Consider the following 18,263-nt stretch of genomic DNA (forward strand, 5'->3'; position numbering starts at 1 on the left):
ATCCTCGGGACGTGGCGAACCCGTTCGGCAAGATCCTGCTGATCACCGGCAACTCCGAGTTCCTGTCCGACCGGGCCAGGCGCCAGGCGGTCGACCAGATCCGCGCCGCCGTTCCCGCGGCCGAGGTCGCCCAGGCGGTCGCCTCGTCCCTCGCACCGGGCGAGTTCACCGCCCTCACGAGCGCCTCCTTGTTCAGCGAGGCCACCGCGGTCGTCCTCACCGACCTGCAGGACCTCGGCGAGCAGGTCGCCGGCGAGCTCCTCGCGTACGCGGCAGCGCCGTCCGACGACACCTCCGTCGTGCTGATCCACGGCGGGGGAGTGAAGGGCAAGGGCCTGCTCGACAAGCTGCGCAAGACCCCGGCCGTCTCGGAGGTGGCCCAGCAGGCCCCGAAGTACGAGCGCGACCTCATCGCCTGGGTCCGCCAGGAGTCACGCGACCTGGGCCGGGCGATCGACGACGAGGGCGCCGCGGTGCTGGTGGCCGCCGTCGGGTCCGACCTTCGATCCCTGGCCGCGGCGGTCGACCAGCTCGTCACCACGCTGGCCGAGGGCGAGCGCCTCGACGCCGCCGTGGTGCGCCGGTACTTCGGCGGACGGGCCGAGGTACGCGGCTACGAGATCGCCGACGCCGCGCTCGACGGGCGGCTGGACCTGGCGCTCGAGCGGGCCCGGTGGGCCGAGGCGGCCAAGGTCGCTCCGCTGCTGATCACGGCGGCCCTGGCCTCGGGGCTGCGCCAGCTGGCCCGGGTGGTCACGGCCGCTCCCGGCCTGCGCGACGCCGACCTCGCGCGCGAGATCGGGGCGCCGCCGTTCAAGATCCGCGCCCTGCGCCAGAGTGCCCGCGGCTGGAACGAGACCTCGCTGCGCCACGCGCTCGACGCGGTCGCGCACGCCGACCTGCAGGTCAAGGGCGGCTCGGCCGAGCCCGCCCACGCCGTCGAGCGGATGATCATCGACGTCGCGGTGGCCCGCTCCCGCACCTCCTGAGGGCATGGGAAAGGCCCCGCACCCAGGGGGTGCGGGGCCTTGCTCAGCGGCTCAGAGAGCGGCGGCCTTCTTGGCGATCGCGGACTTGCGGTTCGCGGCCTGGTTCTTGTGGATGACACCCTTCGAAGCAGCCTTGTCGAGTTTCTTCGCGGTGTCGGCGGCGAGAGCCTTGGCCTCGTCGGTCTTGCCGGCCTCGAGGGCCTCCTGGAAGCGGCGAACCGAGGTCTTCAGGGCCGAGCGCACGGACTTGTTGCGCTCGCGAGCGGCCTCGTTCTGCCGGTTGCGCTTGATCTGCGACTTGATGTTCGCCACGGCAAACCTGTTCTTTCGTCGTTCCGGTGATGAGAAGTCTTGGTCGCGCCCGAGCCCGTCGTACGGTGGGCTGGACACGCAAGGACCAACTCTACCAGCGACAGCGCCCCTGCCTCAAATCCGCTCCGTCTCGTAGGCTCGCACCGTGCACACGTTCTACGACATCCTCGTCTGGGTCCACATCGCCTGCTGGGCCGCCGCCCTCGTGCTGTGGGCGCTCTCGCTGCGCGCCCCGCGCGTCCCGAAGGGGATGGCGCACGCCGTCGCCACCGCCCTGGTGATCGGGATCGTGCTCACGGGGATCGCCTCGGCCAGTGACGCGGTGGACGACCCCAACAACGCCAAGGTGGGCGTCAAGCTGGTCATCGCGGCGGTCGCGACCGCACTGGCGTTCATGAAGCAGAAGCTGCCCGCGCCGAACCCGTGGGGCCACGTGGTGGCCGCGCTCGTCGTGGTCAACGTCGTCATCGCGTACGCCTGGCGCTGATCGGTTGTCACGACCCGTGCGCGGGTCGTGGACAATGGAGTCACCATGACGCGCCCCACCCCCGCCCCTCGCCCCGGCAGCACGCCGCCCGAGTTGCTGCGGAACTTCTGCATCATCGCGCACATCGACCACGGCAAGTCGACGCTCGCGGACCGGATGCTGCAACTGACCGGCGTCGTCGACGACCGTGCGGCCCGCGCCCAGTACCTCGACCGGATGGACATCGAGCGCGAGCGCGGCATCACGATCAAGAGCCAGGCCGTGCGCATGCCGTTCACCAAGTCCGACGGTGACGACGACGGCACGCAGTACGTCCTGAACATGATCGACACGCCCGGCCACGTCGACTTCACGTACGAGGTCAGCCGCTCGCTGGAGGCGTGCGAGGGCGCGATCCTGCTGGTCGACGCGGCCCAGGGCATCGAGGCCCAGACGCTGGCGAACCTCTACCTGGCGATGGCCGCGGACCTGCACATCATCCCGGTGCTCAACAAGATCGACCTGCCCGGCGCCCAGCCCGAGAAGTACGCCGAGGAGATCGCCGGCATCCTCGGTGGCGACGCCGACGAAGTCCTGCGCGTCTCGGCCAAGACCGGCCAGGGTGTGCGCGAGCTGCTCAACCTCATCGTCGACGAGGTCCCGCCGCCGCAGGGCGACCCCGACGGGCCGCCGCGCGCGCTGATCTTCGACTCGGTCTACGACACGTACCGCGGCGTCGTCACCTACGTCCGCGTCTTCGACGGCAAGCTCAGCCACCGCGACAAGATCAAGATGATGTCCACCGGCGCCGTGCACGAGATGCTCGAGGTCGGCGTCATCAGCCCCGAGCCGATGAAGGCCGACCATCTCGGCGTCGGTGAGGTGGGCTACCTCATCACCGGCGTGAAGGAGGTCCGTCAGAGCCGCGTGGGCGACACCGTGACGTCCGCGTCGCGGCCGGCCGAGGAGGCCCTCGGCGGCTACCAGCACCCCAACCCGATGGTGTTCTCCGGCCTGTACCCGATCGACGGCGACGACTTCTCGACGCTGCGCGACGCGCTGGAGAAGCTGCAGCTCAACGACGCGGCCCTGGTCTACGAGCCCGAGTCGTCGGGTGCGCTGGGCTTCGGCTTCCGCATCGGCTTCCTGGGCCTGCTGCACCTGGAGATCGTCCGCGAGCGGCTCGAGCGCGAGTTCAACCTCGACCTCATCTCGACCGCACCGAACGTCGTCTACCGCGTGGAGATGGAGGACGGCAGCGAGCACGTCGTCACCAACCCCAGCGAGTACCCGAACGCAGGGAAGATCCAGAAGGTCTTCGAGCCCGTCGTCTCGGCGACGATCCTGGCGCCGACGGACTACATCGGCACGATCATGGAGCTGTGCCAGGCGCGCCGCGGCAAGCTCGGCGGGATGGACTACCTGTCCGAGGACCGGGTCGAGATCCGCTACACGCTGCCCATGGGCGAGATCATGTTCGACTTCTTCGATGCGCTGAAGTCGCGCACGAAGGGCTACGCCTCACTCAACTACGAGCTGTCCGGCGAGCAGGCCGCCGACCTGGTCAAGGTCGACGTGCTGCTGCAGGGCGAGGTCGTCGACGCGTTCAGCGCCATCGTGCACCGCGACAACGCGTACTCGTACGGCGTCGCGCTGGCCGGCAAGCTCAAGGAGCTCATCCCGCGCCAGCAGTTCGAGGTGCCGATCCAGGCCGCGATCGGCGCGCGGGTCATCGCCCGCGAGAACATCCGCGCGATCCGCAAGGACGTGCTCGCCAAGTGCTACGGCGGCGACATCAGCCGCAAGCGCAAGCTCCTCGAGAAGCAGAAGGAGGGCAAGAAGCGCATGAAGATGGTCGGCCGCGTCGAAGTCCCGCAGGAGGCGTTCATCGCCGCGCTCTCGACGGGCGAGACCAAGCAGACCTGACCCCGGCCGGGCGCGCTCCTTCACCACTTTTGGAACTGGATCCACGTCGATCCGGCCGGAGAACGTGGATCCGGGACCAAAAGTGCCTCATCGTGCGGCTGAGCCGGAGCGCTGAGCCTTCGGGTGCCGAGCGAGCTCCTCGAGCTCCCAGGGATGGAACCGTGGCGGTGGTCCGGTGTGTCCGCGCGACGCGAGCGCGCGCCACACCCTCCCGATGAGATGGGCCGGGTGGTCCAGGTCTCCCGACACGATCACGATCACCAGCCAGCCGTCGGCCTCGAGATTCTCCCTCCGGATGAGGTCCTTCCGTCGCTGGGAGGCCGTCCGGTCGTGGTACCAGCCGTCGTACTCGAGCACGATCCGGCGCTGGACGTAGACGAGGTCGCCGCAGGCCAGATGCGTTCCGTGTGCGTCGAAGATGTCGAGGTTGACCTCCGCCTCGGGCAGGCCCGCCACGGCGAGCAGGAGCCGCAGGTCGGTCTCGCGGAAGGACGCCACCCGCTCCCGCGTGCGACCCGCGTTCGCGCGTGACCGGCGGACACCGTGCAGGTGCCGGGTCAGGGCGAACCGCGCGAACGACTCCGGCGTCATGGCACCCGCGGCGATCAGGGCGTCAGCCGCCCGGACGATGTCGCGGTGACTGAGTTCGATGGCCGCATCGACGAGGCAGCGCTCGGGCGGGAGTACGGGGAAGCCACCGACGATCGTCGCAGCCAGTGGCGCCTGCCGGCGATGCAGCACCACCGATGCGAGCTTGCTCCGCCGAGGAGCGTTGGTCGACCAGTGTCGTCGCGACCCACCGATGTCGACGCCGTGGAGGCGCAGACCGGTGACGTGGCTGACCACCGCGTCCGGCGGAAGCACGAGTCGGTCCGCGTGGAGCAGGAACGCCAGGTCGCGCGGCTCGCCCGACGCGGCCCAGATCCCGCGTCCGCGGTGCACCGCCTCGAACCTTGGTCCCTCGAGCATCCGGCGGGTGACCCCGGCGGCCAGGGCCTCGGCCGTGGTGAAGGCGCGTCCGCGCAGGCTGTCGGGAACCGGTGGCATGACTCGAGCGTCCGAGGGCCGGGGCCCGAGCGGGAGTCCTCGCGAACGGCCTGTGGACACGGGCGCGCCGCCCGCCGTGCCTGTGCATGCCGCTCGCCGCACCCACTTTTGGAACTGGATCCACGTCCCACGGCGAGATCGACGTGGATCCAGTTCCAAAAGTGGAGAGGGGGAGTGGGGAGGGGAGGGGTCGACGTGGGGGCGGCGTGCCGGAAGGTTCACCCGGGCTTCACCTGCTCCTTCCGCCAGGGTCGGGGTGATGCGGTTGCGTCGGCGCCATGACGCATCTGGGGGGACGAGCAGCCCGCATCCTGCTCACCAGCAGTCTCGCCGCCACGATGGTGGCGGCTTCCGTGACGTCGGCCCGAGCGGCCGAGGCGTCGCGCAACCGCGGCACCACGGTCGTGCCGACGCTCGTCGCCCGGGCGACGCTCTCGGCCGATCACCTCGAGGAGGGCCCGCCGTCCGGGGCGAAGGCCACCGCGGCCAACGGCCGGACCGGCCCGTTCGCCGGGCAGGTCATCCCGGGGTTCTCGGCGATGATCGAGAACCGCGACGGCACCTTCTGGGCGCTGCCGGACAACGGCTTCGGCTCGAAGGCCAACTCCGCGGACTTCCTGCTGCGGATCTACCAGGTCCGCCCGCGGTGGCAGACCGCGCAGGGCGGCGCCGGCGAGATCGAGGTCGAGCGCCACGTCTCGCTGCGCGACCCGCGGCGCAAGGCCGGCTTCGAGATCGTCAACGAGGCGACGAAGGACCGGCTGCTCACGGGAGCCGACTTCGACGTCGAGTCAATCGTCCGCGCGAAGGACGGCACGTTCTGGATCGGTGAGGAGTTCGGCCCGTTCCTGCTGCACGTCGACGCCACGGGCGTGCTGCTGGAGAAGCCGGTGCCGCTGCCGGGCGTGCAGTCGCCGTCGAACCCCGCCGGCGCGACGCCCAACCTGCCCAACAGCAAGGGGTTCGAGGCCATGGCGGCCAGTGCCGACGGCCGGTACCTGTACCCGATCCTCGAGGGCGCCCGCACCGACGACAGCCAGCCGCGACGCCGGTGGGTGCACGAGTTCGACACCCGCCGGAACCGCTACACCGCGAAGCGTTGGTCGTACGAGGCCGACACCGACGCCTCGCTCGTCGCGGACGCGTTCACGGTCGGTCGGCACGAGCTGCTGGTGGCCGAGCGCGACGACTTCGAGGGCGATCAGGCGGTCACCAAGCGCGTCTACCGGGTCGACCTCGACCGCCGCGACCGTGACGGCCACGTCGAGAAGGAGCTCGTCCTCGACGCCCTCAAGATCGCGAACCCCGCCGGGATCGGCGCGGGCGACGGCTACGGCACCGGCGATCCGTTCTCGCTGCCCGTGCAGTCGTTCGAGACCATCGTGCAGCTGCGGGACGGTCGGCTGCTGATCGGCAACGACAACAACTACCCCGGCAACGACGCCCGGGTCCCGGGCCGCCCGGACGACACCGAGATGGCCGTCGTCGAGCTGCGGCGCCAGCGGGTCGGCGCGAACGAGGCGACGATCGTCGCGCACCGCGGTGCGTCGGGGCACCGACCCGAGCACACCCTCGCGTCGTACTCCGAGGCGATCCGCCAGTGCGCCGACCTCATCGAGCCCGACCTGGTCCCGACGAAGGACGGGGTCCTGGTGGCGCGGCACGAGAACGAGATCGGCGGCACCACGAACGTCGCCGACCGGGCCGAGTTCGCCGCACGGCGCACGACGAAGACGATCGACGGCCGTGCGATCACGGGCTGGTTCACCGAGGACTTCACCCTCGCCGAGCTGCGGACGCTGCGGGCGAAGGAGCGCATCCCGGCGCTGCGCCCGGCGAACACCGCGTTCGATGGGCTGTACCCGGTGCCGACCCTCGACGAGGTGCTCGACCTGGCCCGTCGCTCGCGCACGTGCGACGGGAAGCCGGTGGGCGTCTACCCCGAGACGAAGCACCCCACGTACTTCGACTCGGTCGGCCTGTCGATGGAGGAGCCGCTGGTCGCGGGGCTGAAGCGGGCCGGCCTCGACCGTCGCGGGGCGCCCGTCGTGCTGCAGAGCTTCGAGACGCAGAACCTGCAGGAGCTGAACCGCAGGAGCCGGGCGCGGATCGTCCAGCTGATCGACTGCAGCGGGGCTCCGTACGACCTCGTGGCGGCGGGGGACGGTCGCACCTACGCCGACCTGGTGACGGCGCCGCAGCTGCGTCGCATCGCGCGGTATGCCGACGGCGTGGGCCTGTGCAAGGACCGGATGATCCCGCGCACCGCCGACGGCAGGCTCGGGAGCCCGACGCCGGTCATCGACGACGCGCACGCCGCCGGGCTGGTCGTGCACGGCTGGACGTTCCGCCGCGAGAACTCGTTCCTGCCCGTGGAGTTCCGCAGCAGCACCGACCCGGCGGCCCCGGGCGACCTCGCCGGTGAGATCCGCAGATTCCTCGACGCGGGGATGGACGGGTTCTTCACGGACCACCCGGGGACGGCCGCGGAAAAGCGGTAACCCTCTGTGACACGTGCCCGGGGACGGGTAGGGTGACCTGAATCACAGCTCGCCCCACCGTCCCCGGGAGAACTCCATGGCAGTGTCCGCCGCCGAACAGCTCACGATCGTCCAGAACCGCGCCCGCAACGTCGGTGAGCTGTTCTACGACCGCGTCAACGCCTCCGGGCCCCGTGAGGCCTTCCGCTACCCCGACGCCGACGAGAACTGGCACTCGATGACGTGGAGCGAGACCGGTGACAAGGTCACCAGGATCGCGGCGGGCCTCGTGGCGCTGGGCGTCGAGCCCGAGCAGCGGGTCGCGATCGCGTCCGGCACCCGGATCGAGTGGATCCTCTCCGACCTGGCGACGAACGCCGCCGGTGCGGCCACGACCACGGTCTACCCCAGCACCGTCACGGCCGACGTCGTCTACATCCTGTCCGACTCCGACAGCCGCGTCGTCTTCGCCGAGGACGACCTGCAGGTCGCCAAGCTGCGCGAGGGCCGCGCCGAGCTGCCGCAGGTCACGAAGGTCATCGCCTACGAGGGCGAGACCGACGGCGACTGGGTGATCTCGCTCGACGACCTGATCGCGATGGGCGAGAAGTACCTCTCCGACCACCCCGACGTCGTCCGCCAGCGGGTCGCGGCCACCGAGCCCGACTCGCTCGCCACCTTGATCTACACGTCCGGCACCACCGGCCGCCCCAAGGGCGTCCGCCTCGCGCACGACGGCTGGACCTACGAGGGCGCTGCCGTCGCCGCGCCCGGACTGCTGAGCATCGACGACCTCGAGTTCCGCTGGCTACCCATGGCGCACTCCTTCGGCAAGGTGCTGCTCACCACGCAGCTCGCCGTCGGCTTCGCGTGCGCCGTCGACGGTCGCGTGCCGAAGATCGTCGACAACCTCGCCGTCGTCAAGCCCACGTTCATGGGCGCCGCCCCCCGCATCTTCGAGAAGGCCTACGGCCGCGTCGTGGGCATGATGGAGGAGGAGGGTGGGCCCAAGCTCAAGCTGTTCCACTGGGCCGAGCGCGTCGGCCTGCAGGTCTCGCGCCTCACCCGTGCCGGCAAGCCCGTGCCGGCACCACTGAAGGTGCAGCACGCCATCGCCGACAAGCTCGTCTTCTCCAAGGTCCGGGCCCGCTTCGGCGGCCGGGTGCGGTTCTTCATCTCCGGCGCGGCGGCCCTGTCGCCCGACATCGCCGAGTGGTTCCACGCCGCGGGCATCCTCGTGCTCGAGGGCTACGGCCTCACCGAGTCGTCGGCGGGCTCGTTCGTCAACCTGCCGGACGACTTCAAGATCGGCACCGTGGGCAAGCCGTTCCCGGGCACCGAGGTCAAGGTCGCCGCCGACGGCGAGGTCATGATCAAGGGCCCCGGCGTCATGCGCGGCTACCACAACCTCGAGACCGAGTCGGCGTCCGCGCTGACCGACGACGGGTGGCTGGCCACGGGCGACATCGGCGAGCTGGACGCCGACGGCTTCCTGCGCATCACCGACCGCAAGAAGGACCTGTTCAAGACCTCGGGCGGCAAGTACATCGCGCCGTCGCACATCGAGGGCCGGTTCAAGGCCGTGTGCCCGCTGGCGAGCCAGATGATCGTGCACGGCAACGAGCGCCAGTACTGCTCCGCGCTCATCACGCTCGAGCCCGACGCGGTCGAGGGCTGGGCCGAGCACCACGGCATGGCGGGCAAGTCGTACACCGAGATCGTCTCGTCGCCGGCGATGCAGGAGCAGATCGCCAAGGACATCGAGGAGCTCAACGCGAAGCTCAACCCGTGGGAGACGATCAAGAAGTGGGCCGTCCTGGACCACGACCTGACGATCGAGTCCGGTGAGATCACGCCGAGCATGAAGGTCAAGCGCCGCGTCGTCGAGGAGCGCTACGCCGACGTCCTGCAGGGCTTCTACGCCGGGTCCTGATCCGCAGCACCGAACGCCATCTCCCCGGCACGTACGCTGGGGAGGTGGCGTTCGGCATCTACCTGCACGTGCCGTTCTGCTCCGTGCGGTGCGGCTACTGCGACTTCAACACGTACACCGCCGACGAGCTCGGCGGTCCCGACGTGATCGGTGCCTCGCGGTCGACCTACATCGAGGCGGCCCTCGCCGAGCTCGCGCAGGTGCCCGAGCGCACGGTCGACACCGTCTTCGTCGGCGGCGGCACGCCGTCGCAGGTGCCCGCGGCCGACCTGGTGCGCTTCCTGCAGGCGGTCGACCGCCGGCTCGGTCTGGCACCCGGCGCCGAGGTCACCACCGAGGCCAATCCCGACAGCGTCTCCCCGCAGTCCCTGGCCGAGCTGCGTGAGGGCGGGTTCACCCGCATCTCGTTCGGCATGCAGTCGGCGGTGCCGCACGTCCTGTCGGTGCTCGACCGCACGCACGATCCCGAGCGGGTCCCGCAGGCCGTCGCGTGGGCACGAGACGCCGGCTTCGAGCAGGTCAGCCTCGACCTGATCTACGGCTCGCCGGGCGAGTCGATGGCCGACTGGCGTCACTCGGTGGAGACCGCCCTGTCGATGGAGCCCGACCACATCAGCGCGTACGCCCTGATCGTCGAGGACGGCACCGCGTTCGCGCGCAAGGTCCGCCGGGGCGAGGTCGTCATGCCCGACGACGACGAGACCGCCGACAAGTACCTGCTGGCCGACGACCTGATGGAGGCCGCCGGCCTGCGTTGGTACGAGCTGTCGAACTGGGCCAGGGACGACGCCGCGCGGTGTCACCACAACATCGGCTACTGGAACGGCGGCGAGTGGTGGGGCGTCGGGCCGGGTGCGCACTCGTTCGTCGACGGCGAGCGCTGGTGGAACGTCAAGCACCCGGCGGCGTACGCCCAGCGGCTGACCGCGGGCGACTCGCCGCGGGCCGACGGCGAGCGCCCCGACGCGGAGGCGCGACACCTCGAGGACGTCATGCTGCGCATCCGGCTGGCCGAGGGGATCGAGACCTCCCTGCTCGGCGACGACGTCGACCGTCTCGTGGCCGCCGGCTGGCTTGATCCGGTGGGCGACAAGATGGTGCTGACCCGCACCGGACGCCTCATGGCCGACCGCGTCGTGCTGGAGGCCGTCGGCGGCGACCTGCGCTAGTTTCGACGCATGACCCGGCCGTCCGACGCCTACGGCGTGCACTCCGAGGTCGGCCGGCTGCGCAAGGTCCTGGTGTGTGCGCCGGGCCTGGCCCACGAGCGGCTGACCCCCTCCAACTGCGACGACCTGCTGTTCGACGACGTCCTGTGGGTGGAGCGCTCGCAGCGCGACCACCACGACTTCGTCGAGATGATGCGCGGACGAGGGATCGAGGTCGCCGAGCTGCACGAGGTGCTCGCGCAGACGATGGCCGACACGACCGCCCGCTCCTGGCTGCTCGACCGGAAGATCGTCCCGAACGAGGTGGGCGTCGGGCTGGTCGAGGAGACCCGGTCGTACCTCGACGAGCTGCCGGCCGACGAGCTGGCCCGGTTCCTGATCGGCGGCCTGTCCACACGCGATCTGCCGCGCGAGCTCTCGCCGGGCTACCGCGCGCTCGTCCGCGAGGCGCACGGCGGCCACGAGTACCTCATGCCGCCGCTGCCCAACACGCTCTACACGCGCGACACGACGTGCTGGGTGCACGGCGGGCTCACGCTCAACCCGCTGTACTGGGCCGCGCGCAAGGACGAGACGCTGCTGATGAAGGCCGTCTACGAGTTCCACCCGGACTTCGTGGGGTCGACCGTCTGGTGGGGCGACCCGGAGCTGAACTGGGGCACCGCCACGGTCGAGGGCGGCGACGTGATGGTGCCGGGCAACGGCGTCGTGCTGCTCGGCATGAGCGAGCGGTCGTCGCGTCAGGGCATCACCCAGCTGGCCAAGGCGCTGTTCGACCAGGGTGCCGCCGAGCAGGTCATCGTCGCCGGGATGCCGAAGCTGCGCGCGGCCATGCACCTCGACACCGTCTTCACGTTCGCCGACCGCGACGTCGTCACGATCTATCCCGAGATCGTGAACACGATCCACGCCTTCACGATCCTGCCCGGCGACGGTCCGTCCGGGATCGACGTGATCGACCACGCCGACACCTCGTTCCTCGACGTCGTCGCGCAGGCGATGGGCGTGGGCACGTTCCAGGTCGTCGAGACCGGCGGCACCGAGTACGACACCGAGCGCCAGCAGTGGGACAGCGGCAACAACCTCGTCGCGCTCGAGCCGGGCGTCGTGGTGGCCTACGACCGCAACACGCACTCCAACTCGCTGCTGCGCAAGGCCGGCATCGAGGTCATCGAGATCGTCGGCGCCGAGCTGGGCCGCGGCCGCGGCGGCGGCCACTGCATGACGTGCCCGCTGATCAGGGAGCCGTGACGAAGTCGATCAGTTCCTCGACCCGGCCCAGGAACGCCGGCTCGAGGTCGGTCCAGGAGTCGACGCGGCCCAGGATCGCCTTCCAGGCGCGGGCGATGTCGGCCTGGCTCTCGTGCGGCCAGCCGAGGTGGGCGCAGATGCCGCGCTTCCACTCGATGCTGCGCGGGATCGTGGGCCACGCGTCCATCCCGAGGCGCTGCGGCTTGATCGACTGCCACACGTCGACGTAGGGGTGGCCGACGACCAGCAGGTGCGGCACGTGGGCCACCTCGTCGGCGAGGCGCTGCTCCTTCGAGCCCTTGACCAGGTGGTCGACCAGCACGCCGAGCCGGCGGTCGGGCCCGGGGGAGAAGTCGCGCACGATGGCGGCGAGGTCGTCGATGCCGTTGAGGTACTCGACCGCGACGCCCTCGGCGCGCAGGTCGTCGCCCCACACCTTCTCGACCAGCTCGGCGTCGTGACGGCCCTCGACGTAGATGCGGCTGGGCAACGCCACCTTGGCACGCGCGTCGGCGACCCGGCGTGAGCCGGAGGCCGTGCGGGTCGGTGCCGCAGGCCCCTTCGGCGTGGGGGCCACGAGCACGACGGGCTTGCCCTCCATGAGGAAGCCGGGGCCGAGCGGGAAGACCTTGCGCCTGAGCCGGCGGTCCTCGAGCTCGAGGGTGCCGAGGTCGCGCTCGACGCGCATGATCTCGCCGACGAAGCCCGTGGAGGCCTCCTCGACGACGAGGCCGGGGTCGGCGGCCAGCTCGGTCGAGCGACCGTTCCTCGGCTTGCGCCAGTCGCCGGACAGGACGTCGGAGCCGTATCGGTCAGCCATGGCCGAACCACACGCCCAGGAGTCGCTGGTGGAACGCCTCGACGTCGTCCTTGGTGCCGCTGTCGAGGGTCGTGTCGACGATGAGGCCGATCGCCAGATCGACCGCCGCCGGCCAGGAGTCGGGGACCGTGGCGGGGATGTCGTCGGTGACGAGGGCGCCCAGGGCGACGTCGGGGGAGTGGCCGGGTCGCGTCACGACCATCACGAGCTCGCCGCCCTCGGGGCCGTGGCCCAGGTGCGAGACCTCGACGAACGCCTCGCCGACCGCACCGGCCCACACGGCCGCCATCTGCCCGCCGCGCGACTCGTGCGCGACGGTCGTGCCGTCGGGGGCCGTGACGGCGTAGGGGGTGTAGACCAGGACCTGCTCACCGTCGACGACCTCGATCGTCCCGTCGTCGCGTATGGACACCTCGCTCACCCGGACAGGTTGCCATGTCCGCCGGGGGCGTTCGCGCAGGCGCACCGCCCTCCACACCGCCGCTAGACTTGGCACTGGACCGTGTCGAGTGCCAAGTGCGTGGAGGTGACAGCGTGATCGAGGACCGCCGTCTCAACGTCCTGCGCGCGATCGTCGAGGACTATGTCGCGACCCAGGAGCCCGTGGGGTCGAAGGCGCTCGTCGAGCGGCACCGGCTGGGCGTCTCGTCGGCGACGATCCGCAACGACATGGCCGCCCTCGAGGACGAGGGATACCTGTCGGCGCCGCACACCAGCGCCGGCCGCATCCCCACCGACAAGGGCTACCGGATGTTCGTCGACCGCCTGGCCGAGGTGAAGGCGCTCTCGGTCGCCGAGCGCCGGGCGATCGAGACGTTCCTCTCGGGTGCCATCGACGTCGACGACATCGTGATGCGCAGCGTCAAGATCCTGGCCCAGCTGACCAACCAGGTCGCGATCGTGCAGTACCCCTCACTCACCCGATCGACGGTGCGTCACGTCGAGCTCGTCGGCCTCGAGGGCTCGCGCGTCCTCGTCGTCGTCATCACCAGCAGCGGCCGCGTCGAGCAGAGGATCGTCGAGCTGACGCAGACGCCCGGCGAGCAGCTGCTCGGCGACCTGAAGTCCCGGATCGTCCGCGCCACGCTGGGGCAGCGGCTGCCCGAGGCCTCGCTGCGGCTGGCCGAGCTGATCGAGACGTTCGAGCTCGACGACCGCCCGGTCGTCAGCGCGATCGTCACCACGTTGGCGAACACGTTCTCCAATGAGCGGTCCGACGAGCGGGTCGCCGTCGGCGGCACCGCCAACCTGGCCCGCTTCGGGGCCGACTTCGACACCGCGATCCGTCCGGTGCTCGAGGCGATGGAGGAGCAGGTCGTCCTGCTCCACCTGCTGGGCGAGGCCACCTCCGGCCCGCACGTGCGGATCGGCCGCGAGACCGGGCGTGACGACCTCTCGGGCACGGCCGTCGTCGCCAGCAACTACGGTCCCGACGGCGAGTCCTTCGCCCAGTTGGGGACGATGGGACCGACCCGCATGGACTATCCCGCCACGATGGCCGCCGTCGGCGCCGTCGCTCGTTACGTCGGGCGAATCCTCGCCGACGGCTGAAAGCGAAAGAGATCTTGGACTACTACGAACTGCTGGGCGTGTCCCGCGAGGCCACTCCCGAGGAGCTGAAGAAGGCCTACCGCCGACTGGCGCGCCAGCTGCACCCGGACGTCAACGACGCCCCCGACGCCTCCGAGCGCTTCAAGGAGGTCACGACCGCCTACGAGGTGCTGTCCGATGCCCAGAAGCGGGCCGTCTACGACCGCGGCGGCGACCCGCTGTCCGCGGGCGGCGGTATGGGCGGTGGCTTCGGCCAGGGCTTCAGCTTCGACGACATCATGGACGCGTTCTTCGGCCAGACGCAGCAGTCGCGCGGCCCGCGCCCGCGCACGCAGCGTGGCCAGGACGCCCTGCTGCGGCTGTCGATCAGCCTCGCCGAGGCGGCGTTCGGCGTCAGCCGCGAGATCAAGGTCGACACCGCCGTCACCTGCGAGGTCTGCGACGGCACCGGCGCCAACGAGGGCTCCGAGCCGGTCACCTGCGGCACCTGCCACGGTCACGGCAACGTGCACCACGTCCAGCGGTCGCTGCTGGGCGACATCCGCACCTCGCGCCCGTGTCCCACGTGCCACGGCTACGGCACCGTCATCCCCGACCCGTGCCGCGAGTGCAACGGCGACGGCCGGGTCCGCTCGCGCCGCAGCCTCCAGGTCAACGTGCCTGCCGGCGTCGACGACGGCAACCGGATCCAGCTCGCGGGCGAGGGCGAGGTCGGGGCCGGCGGCGGTCCGGCCGGCGACCTCTACATCGAGATCAAGGTGGCCCGCCACGCGGTGTTCACGCGTCAGGGCGACCAGCTGGCCTGCCAGGTCACGGTGCCGATGACGGCGGCCGCGCTGGGCACCCGCATCGACCTGCCCACGCTCGACGCCGACCGCGAGGACCTGCCCGACCTGGAGCGGTCGGTCCCGATCGACGTGCCCCCGGGCACGCAGTCCGGCGAGACGATCGTGGCGCGCGGCTTCGGCGTCCCGCGCCTGCGTGGCGCCGGCCGTGGCGACCTCACCGTGCAGGTCGTCGTCGAGACCCCGCGCGACCTGGACGACGAGCAGCGTGAACTGCTGGAGAAGCTGGCGGCGTCCCGGGGTGAGGAGCACGTCGACCCCGTCGTCGGCCACAACTCCCGCGGCGGCGTCTTCGGTCGGCTGCGCGACGTCTTCAAGTGACCCGGACTCGCTAGAGTCGGCGCATGGCTGCTGACTGCATCTTCTGCAAGATCATCGCGGGCGAGATCCCGGCCGACGTCGTCGCCGAGTCCGAGCACACGATCGCCTTCCGGGACATCAACCCGAAGGCGCCCGTGCACGTGCTCGTCGTGCCGAAGGTGCACGAGCCCGACGCGGCCGCGCTGGCGTCGGCCGAGCCGGCGATCGCCGCCGAGCTGCTCGCGCAGACCCGCGTGGTGGCGTCGCAGGAGGGCTACGAGGACTACAACCTGGTCTTCAACACCGGCGCCGAGGCGGGCCAGACGGTCTTCCACGCGCACGTGCACGTGCTGGCCGGCGTCGACGTGTCCAAGCTCTTCCTCGCCTGAGCCAGTAGACTGGAGGGGTATGACTGACGACACTCCCGAGACCCGGCACACGGTCACGATCCCCGCTTCCGTCCCCTTGGTCTCGCTGTTCGGGCCCGCCGACGAGTTCCTGCGCCTGATGGAGTCCGCGTTCGACGCGAAGATCCACGCGCGCGGCAACGAGGTCACCCTCACCGGCCCGCCCGCCGAGGCCGCGTTGGTCGAGCGGCTCCTCGATGAGCTGGTCACGATCCTGCGCACCGGTCAGGCCCTCAACGCCGAGACCGTCGACCGCAGCATCGGCATGCTGCGCACCGAGACGCAGGAGCGCCCGGCCGACGTGCTGAGCCTCAACATCCTCTCGAGCCGGGGCCGCACGATCCGCCCCAAGACGCTCAACCAGAAGAAGTACGTCGACGCGATCGACGAGCACACGATCGTCTTCGGCATCGGCCCGGCCGGCACCGGCAAGACCTACCTCGCGATGGCCAAGGCCGTGCAGGCGCTGCAGGCCAAGGAGGTCACGCGCATCATCCTGACCCGGCCGGCGGTCGAGGCCGGCGAGCGGCTGGGCTACCTGCCGGGCACGCTCAGCGAGAAGATCGACCCGTACCTGCGCCCGCTGTACGACGCGCTCCACGACATGCTCGACCCGGACTCGATCCCGAAGCTGCTGACCTCGGGCGTCATCGAGGTCGCGCCGCTGGCCTACATGCGCGGTCGCACGCTCAACGACGCGTTCATCATCCTCGACGAGGCGCAGAACACCACGGCCGAGCAGATGAAGATGTTCCTGACCCGCCTGGGCTTCGGCTCCAAGATGGTCGTCACGGGCGACGTCACGCAGGTCGACCTGCCCGGCGGCGCCACCAGCGGCCTGCGGGTCGTCCAGCAGATCCTCGACGAGGTCCGCGACGTCCACTTCAGCCGGCTCACCAGCCACGACGTCGTCCGGCACAAGCTGGTCGGCCGCATCGTCGCCGCGTACGACGAGTACGAGGCGAACGGTCGCGACAGCCGCTCCGAGGCCGCCGGGGGTGCGCATGACCGTCGACGTCCTCAATGAGTCCGGCGTCGACGTCGACGTCGCCGCCCTCACCTCGCTGTGCCGCTTCGTCATGCGGCGCATGCGCCTGCACCCGCAGACCGAGATGACGCTGCGGCTGGTCGACATCGACACCATCGCCGTGCTCAACGAGCAGTGGATGGGCAAGCAGGGCCCCACCGACGTCCTGTCGTTCCCGATGGACGAGCTGACGCCCGGCCGGGACGACGACGAGCGCGAGGCGGGCTACCTGGGCGACATCGCCCTGTGCCCGCAGGTGGCCGAACAGCAGGCCCCGGCCGCCGGCCACGAGCGCGACGACGAGATGAACCTGCTCACGGTCCACGGCATCCTGCACCTGCTCGGGTACGACCACGCCGAGCCCGAGGAGCACGCCGAGATGTTCGGCATCCAGGGTCGCCTGCTGCTGGAGTGGGCCGACCCGGCGCTGCGGGAGCAGTGAGCCGATGAGCGACTCCGCCGCGCTGGTCCTGGCGGTCGTGCTGGTCTTCCTCGCCGGCCTGCTGGTGGCCGTCGAGGCCGCGATCTCGACCTTCTCGCGCGCCCGCGCCGAGGAGCTGACCGAGGAGGGCGTCGCCGGCGCCAAGCGGCTCGCGCACATCCTCGAGGACCCGGCGCCGTTCCTGAACTCGGTGCTGCTGCTGCGCATCATCTCCGAGACCGCGGGCATCGTCCTGGTCGCCGCCGTCGTGGCCGACCGGGTGACCGGCTACTGGCACAACGTGCTGATCGCGGCCGGCATCATGTCGGTCGTCTCGTTCGTCGCGATCGGCGTCGGGCCCCGCACCCTGGGTCGCCAGCACTCCGAGCGCATCGCGGTCGCCTCGGCCGGTCCGGTGATCGGCCTGACGACGCTGCTCGGCCCGCTGCCGAAGCTGCTGATCTTCCTGGGCAACGCGATCACGCCCGGCCGCGGCTTCGCCGAAGGTCCGTTCGCGTCCGAGGTCGAGGTCCGCGAGCTCGTCGACCTGGCGGCGGCCTCGTCGGTCATCGAGTCCGACGAGTCCAAGATGATCCAGTCGGTGTTCGAGCTGGGCGACACGATCGTGCGCGAGGTCATGGTGCCGCGCACCGACCTGGTCTACATCGAGCACCACAAGACGCTGCGCCAGGCGATGTCGCTCGGCCTGCGCAGCGGCTTCTCGCGCATCCCCGTCACCGGTGAGAACCTCGACGACGTCATCGGCATGGCGTACCTCAAGGACGTCACGAAGCGCGTCTTCGACAACCACGCCGCCGAGACGACGGAGAAGGTCGACTCCATCTGCCGTCCGGTCGTGTTCGTGCCCGACACCAAGCACGCCGACGACCTGCTGCGCGAGATGCAGGCCGAGCGCACCCACGTCGCGATCGTCATCGACGAGTTCGGCGGCACGGCCGGCCTGGTGACCATCGAGGACATCCTCGAGGAGATCGTCGGCGAGATCACCGACGAGTACGACGACGAGCCCGACGAGCGCGAGCAGCTCTCCGACGGCACCTGGCGGGTCAGCGCGCGCTTCGACGTCGACGACCTCGAGGAGCTCTTCGGCATCCCCGTCGAGGACGAGGACGTCGACTCCGTCGGCGGCCTGATGGCCAAGCACCTGGGCACCGTGCCGATCCCCGGGTCGGTCGTCGAGGTCGACGGGCTGCGCCTCGAGGCGCAGGCGCCGCAGGGCCGCCGCAACCGGATCGGCCGCGTGGTCGTCTCGCGGGTGGAGACGCTGGACGTCACGGCCGACGCCTGAGCGCGGCCGG

At 70.7% G+C, this 18,263-nt stretch carries 17 protein-coding genes; 13 read left to right on the forward strand and 4 right to left on the reverse strand.

Going from position 1 to position 18,263, the window contains the following annotated elements:
- Window positions 1–11: 11 nt before the first annotated feature.
- Complete coding sequence (gene holA, locus AFL01nite_RS08835; RefSeq protein WP_186813881.1) at window positions 12–989, forward strand: DNA polymerase III subunit delta; 978 nt, start codon at window positions 12–14, stop codon at window positions 987–989.
- Window positions 990–1,040: 51 nt separating this feature from the next.
- On the opposite strand, the gene rpsT is transcribed toward holA, so the two are convergent.
- Window positions 1,041–1,301: a 30S ribosomal protein S20 gene (gene rpsT / locus AFL01nite_RS08840; protein WP_146827314.1), complete on the reverse strand. Its 261-nt coding sequence runs from the start codon at window positions 1,299–1,301 to the stop codon at window positions 1,041–1,043.
- 145 nt (window positions 1,302–1,446) lie between these two features.
- Between rpsT and AFL01nite_RS08845 the strand changes: the two genes are divergently transcribed.
- Together AFL01nite_RS08845 and lepA are read left to right on the forward strand one after the other, a co-directional pair.
- Entirely contained in the window at window positions 1,447–1,788 is a 342-nt protein-coding gene (locus AFL01nite_RS08845; RefSeq protein WP_146827315.1) for a hypothetical protein, read from the forward strand.
- Between the two features lie 45 nt (window positions 1,789–1,833).
- A complete protein-coding gene (gene lepA, locus AFL01nite_RS08850; protein ID WP_146827316.1) occupies window positions 1,834–3,693 on the forward strand; it encodes a translation elongation factor 4 in 1,860 nt (619 codons plus the stop codon).
- Window positions 3,694–3,780: 87 nt separating this feature from the next.
- On the opposite strand, the gene AFL01nite_RS08855 is transcribed toward lepA, so the two are convergent.
- Window positions 3,781–4,740 carry a putative endonuclease domain-containing protein gene (locus AFL01nite_RS08855; protein WP_146827317.1) on the reverse strand — a complete coding sequence of 320 codons (960 nt, stop codon included), beginning with the start codon at window positions 4,738–4,740 and terminating at the stop codon, window positions 3,781–3,783.
- A 278-nt stretch (window positions 4,741–5,018) separates the two neighbouring features.
- Here AFL01nite_RS08855 and AFL01nite_RS15735 point away from each other — a divergent pair, with 278 nt between their 5' ends.
- The 4 genes from AFL01nite_RS15735 (at window position 5,019) to AFL01nite_RS08875 (ending at window position 11,573) form a co-directional block, all read left to right on the forward strand.
- Window positions 5,019–7,241, forward strand: a complete 2,223-nt coding sequence (locus AFL01nite_RS15735) for an esterase-like activity of phytase family protein (protein WP_146827318.1) — start codon at window positions 5,019–5,021, stop codon at window positions 7,239–7,241.
- Window positions 7,242–7,317: 76 nt separating this feature from the next.
- Window positions 7,318–9,153: an AMP-dependent synthetase/ligase gene (locus AFL01nite_RS08865; RefSeq protein ID WP_146827319.1), complete on the forward strand. Its 1,836-nt coding sequence runs from the start codon at window positions 7,318–7,320 to the stop codon at window positions 9,151–9,153.
- Between the two features lie 44 nt (window positions 9,154–9,197).
- Window positions 9,198–10,322, forward strand: a complete 1,125-nt coding sequence (hemW, locus tag AFL01nite_RS08870; protein WP_307724459.1) for a radical SAM family heme chaperone HemW — start codon at window positions 9,198–9,200, stop codon at window positions 10,320–10,322.
- A gap of 9 nt (window positions 10,323–10,331) precedes the next feature.
- The gene (locus tag AFL01nite_RS08875; protein WP_146827321.1) at window positions 10,332–11,573 is read left to right on the forward strand and encodes an arginine deiminase; all 1,242 of its coding nucleotides are present in this window, start codon (window positions 10,332–10,334) and stop codon (window positions 11,571–11,573) included.
- Here the strand turns inward: AFL01nite_RS08875 and AFL01nite_RS08880 are convergent.
- A complete protein-coding gene (locus AFL01nite_RS08880) occupies window positions 11,560–12,393 on the reverse strand; it encodes a DUF3097 domain-containing protein (RefSeq protein WP_146827322.1) in 834 nt (277 codons plus the stop codon). The two genes, AFL01nite_RS08875 and AFL01nite_RS08880, sit on opposite strands and share 14 nt — an antisense overlap.
- A complete protein-coding gene (locus AFL01nite_RS08885; protein ID WP_146827323.1) occupies window positions 12,386–12,814 on the reverse strand; it encodes a hypothetical protein in 429 nt (142 codons plus the stop codon). Before AFL01nite_RS08885 ends, AFL01nite_RS08880 begins: the two co-directional genes overlap by 8 nt.
- A 113-nt stretch (window positions 12,815–12,927) precedes the next feature.
- Between AFL01nite_RS08885 and hrcA the strand changes: the two genes are divergently transcribed.
- From hrcA to AFL01nite_RS08915, 6 genes are read left to right on the forward strand one after another with little or no spacing between them, the layout of a single operon-like run.
- On the forward strand, window positions 12,928–13,944 hold the full coding sequence (gene hrcA / locus AFL01nite_RS08890) for a heat-inducible transcriptional repressor HrcA (protein WP_146827324.1): 1,017 nt from the start codon (window positions 12,928–12,930) through the stop codon (window positions 13,942–13,944).
- A gap of 14 nt (window positions 13,945–13,958) precedes the next feature.
- Window positions 13,959–15,110 (forward strand): molecular chaperone DnaJ, encoded by a 1,152-nt coding sequence (gene dnaJ / locus AFL01nite_RS08895; protein WP_146827325.1) that lies wholly within the window; start codon window positions 13,959–13,961, stop codon window positions 15,108–15,110.
- A gap of 23 nt (window positions 15,111–15,133) precedes the next feature.
- Complete coding sequence (locus tag AFL01nite_RS08900) at window positions 15,134–15,478, forward strand: HIT domain-containing protein (protein ID WP_146827326.1); 345 nt, start codon at window positions 15,134–15,136, stop codon at window positions 15,476–15,478.
- Between the two features lie 19 nt (window positions 15,479–15,497).
- On the forward strand, window positions 15,498–16,523 hold the full coding sequence (locus tag AFL01nite_RS08905; protein ID WP_146827327.1) for a PhoH family protein: 1,026 nt from the start codon (window positions 15,498–15,500) through the stop codon (window positions 16,521–16,523).
- Window positions 16,501–16,965, forward strand: coding sequence for an rRNA maturation RNase YbeY (gene ybeY, locus AFL01nite_RS08910; protein ID WP_146827328.1), 465 nt, complete (start codon window positions 16,501–16,503; stop codon window positions 16,963–16,965). Before AFL01nite_RS08905 ends, ybeY begins: the two co-directional genes overlap by 23 nt.
- A 4-nt stretch (window positions 16,966–16,969) precedes the next feature.
- Complete coding sequence (locus tag AFL01nite_RS08915) at window positions 16,970–18,253, forward strand: hemolysin family protein (protein ID WP_146827329.1); 1,284 nt, start codon at window positions 16,970–16,972, stop codon at window positions 18,251–18,253.
- The last annotated feature ends 10 nt before the right edge of the window (window positions 18,254–18,263 follow it).

The sequence above is a fragment of the Aeromicrobium flavum genome, from assembly GCF_007992115.1.
Lineage (GTDB): Bacteria > Actinomycetota > Actinomycetes > Propionibacteriales > Nocardioidaceae > Aeromicrobium > Aeromicrobium flavum.

What these genes read in the sequence shown, in the direction of transcription:
- lepA (WP_146827316.1), top strand. Translation starts at nt 1,834, where the DNA reads ATGACGCGCCCCACCCCCGCCCCTCGCCCCGGCAGCACGCCGCCCGAG.
- AFL01nite_RS08855 (WP_146827317.1), bottom strand. Translation starts at nt 4,740, where the DNA reads ATGCCACCGGTTCCCGACAGCCTGCGCGGACGCGCCTTCACCACGGCC.
- AFL01nite_RS15735 (WP_146827318.1), top strand. Translation starts at nt 5,019, where the DNA reads ATGACGCATCTGGGGGGACGAGCAGCCCGCATCCTGCTCACCAGCAGT.
- AFL01nite_RS08865 (WP_146827319.1), top strand. Translation starts at nt 7,318, where the DNA reads ATGGCAGTGTCCGCCGCCGAACAGCTCACGATCGTCCAGAACCGCGCC.
- AFL01nite_RS08875 (WP_146827321.1), top strand. Translation starts at nt 10,332, where the DNA reads ATGACCCGGCCGTCCGACGCCTACGGCGTGCACTCCGAGGTCGGCCGG.
- AFL01nite_RS08880 (WP_146827322.1), bottom strand. Translation starts at nt 12,393, where the DNA reads ATGGCTGACCGATACGGCTCCGACGTCCTGTCCGGCGACTGGCGCAAG.
- AFL01nite_RS08900 (WP_146827326.1), top strand. Translation starts at nt 15,134, where the DNA reads ATGGCTGCTGACTGCATCTTCTGCAAGATCATCGCGGGCGAGATCCCG.
- AFL01nite_RS08905 (WP_146827327.1), top strand. Translation starts at nt 15,498, where the DNA reads ATGACTGACGACACTCCCGAGACCCGGCACACGGTCACGATCCCCGCT.
- ybeY (WP_146827328.1), top strand. Translation starts at nt 16,501, where the DNA reads ATGACCGTCGACGTCCTCAATGAGTCCGGCGTCGACGTCGACGTCGCC.
- AFL01nite_RS08915 (WP_146827329.1), top strand. Translation starts at nt 16,970, where the DNA reads ATGAGCGACTCCGCCGCGCTGGTCCTGGCGGTCGTGCTGGTCTTCCTC.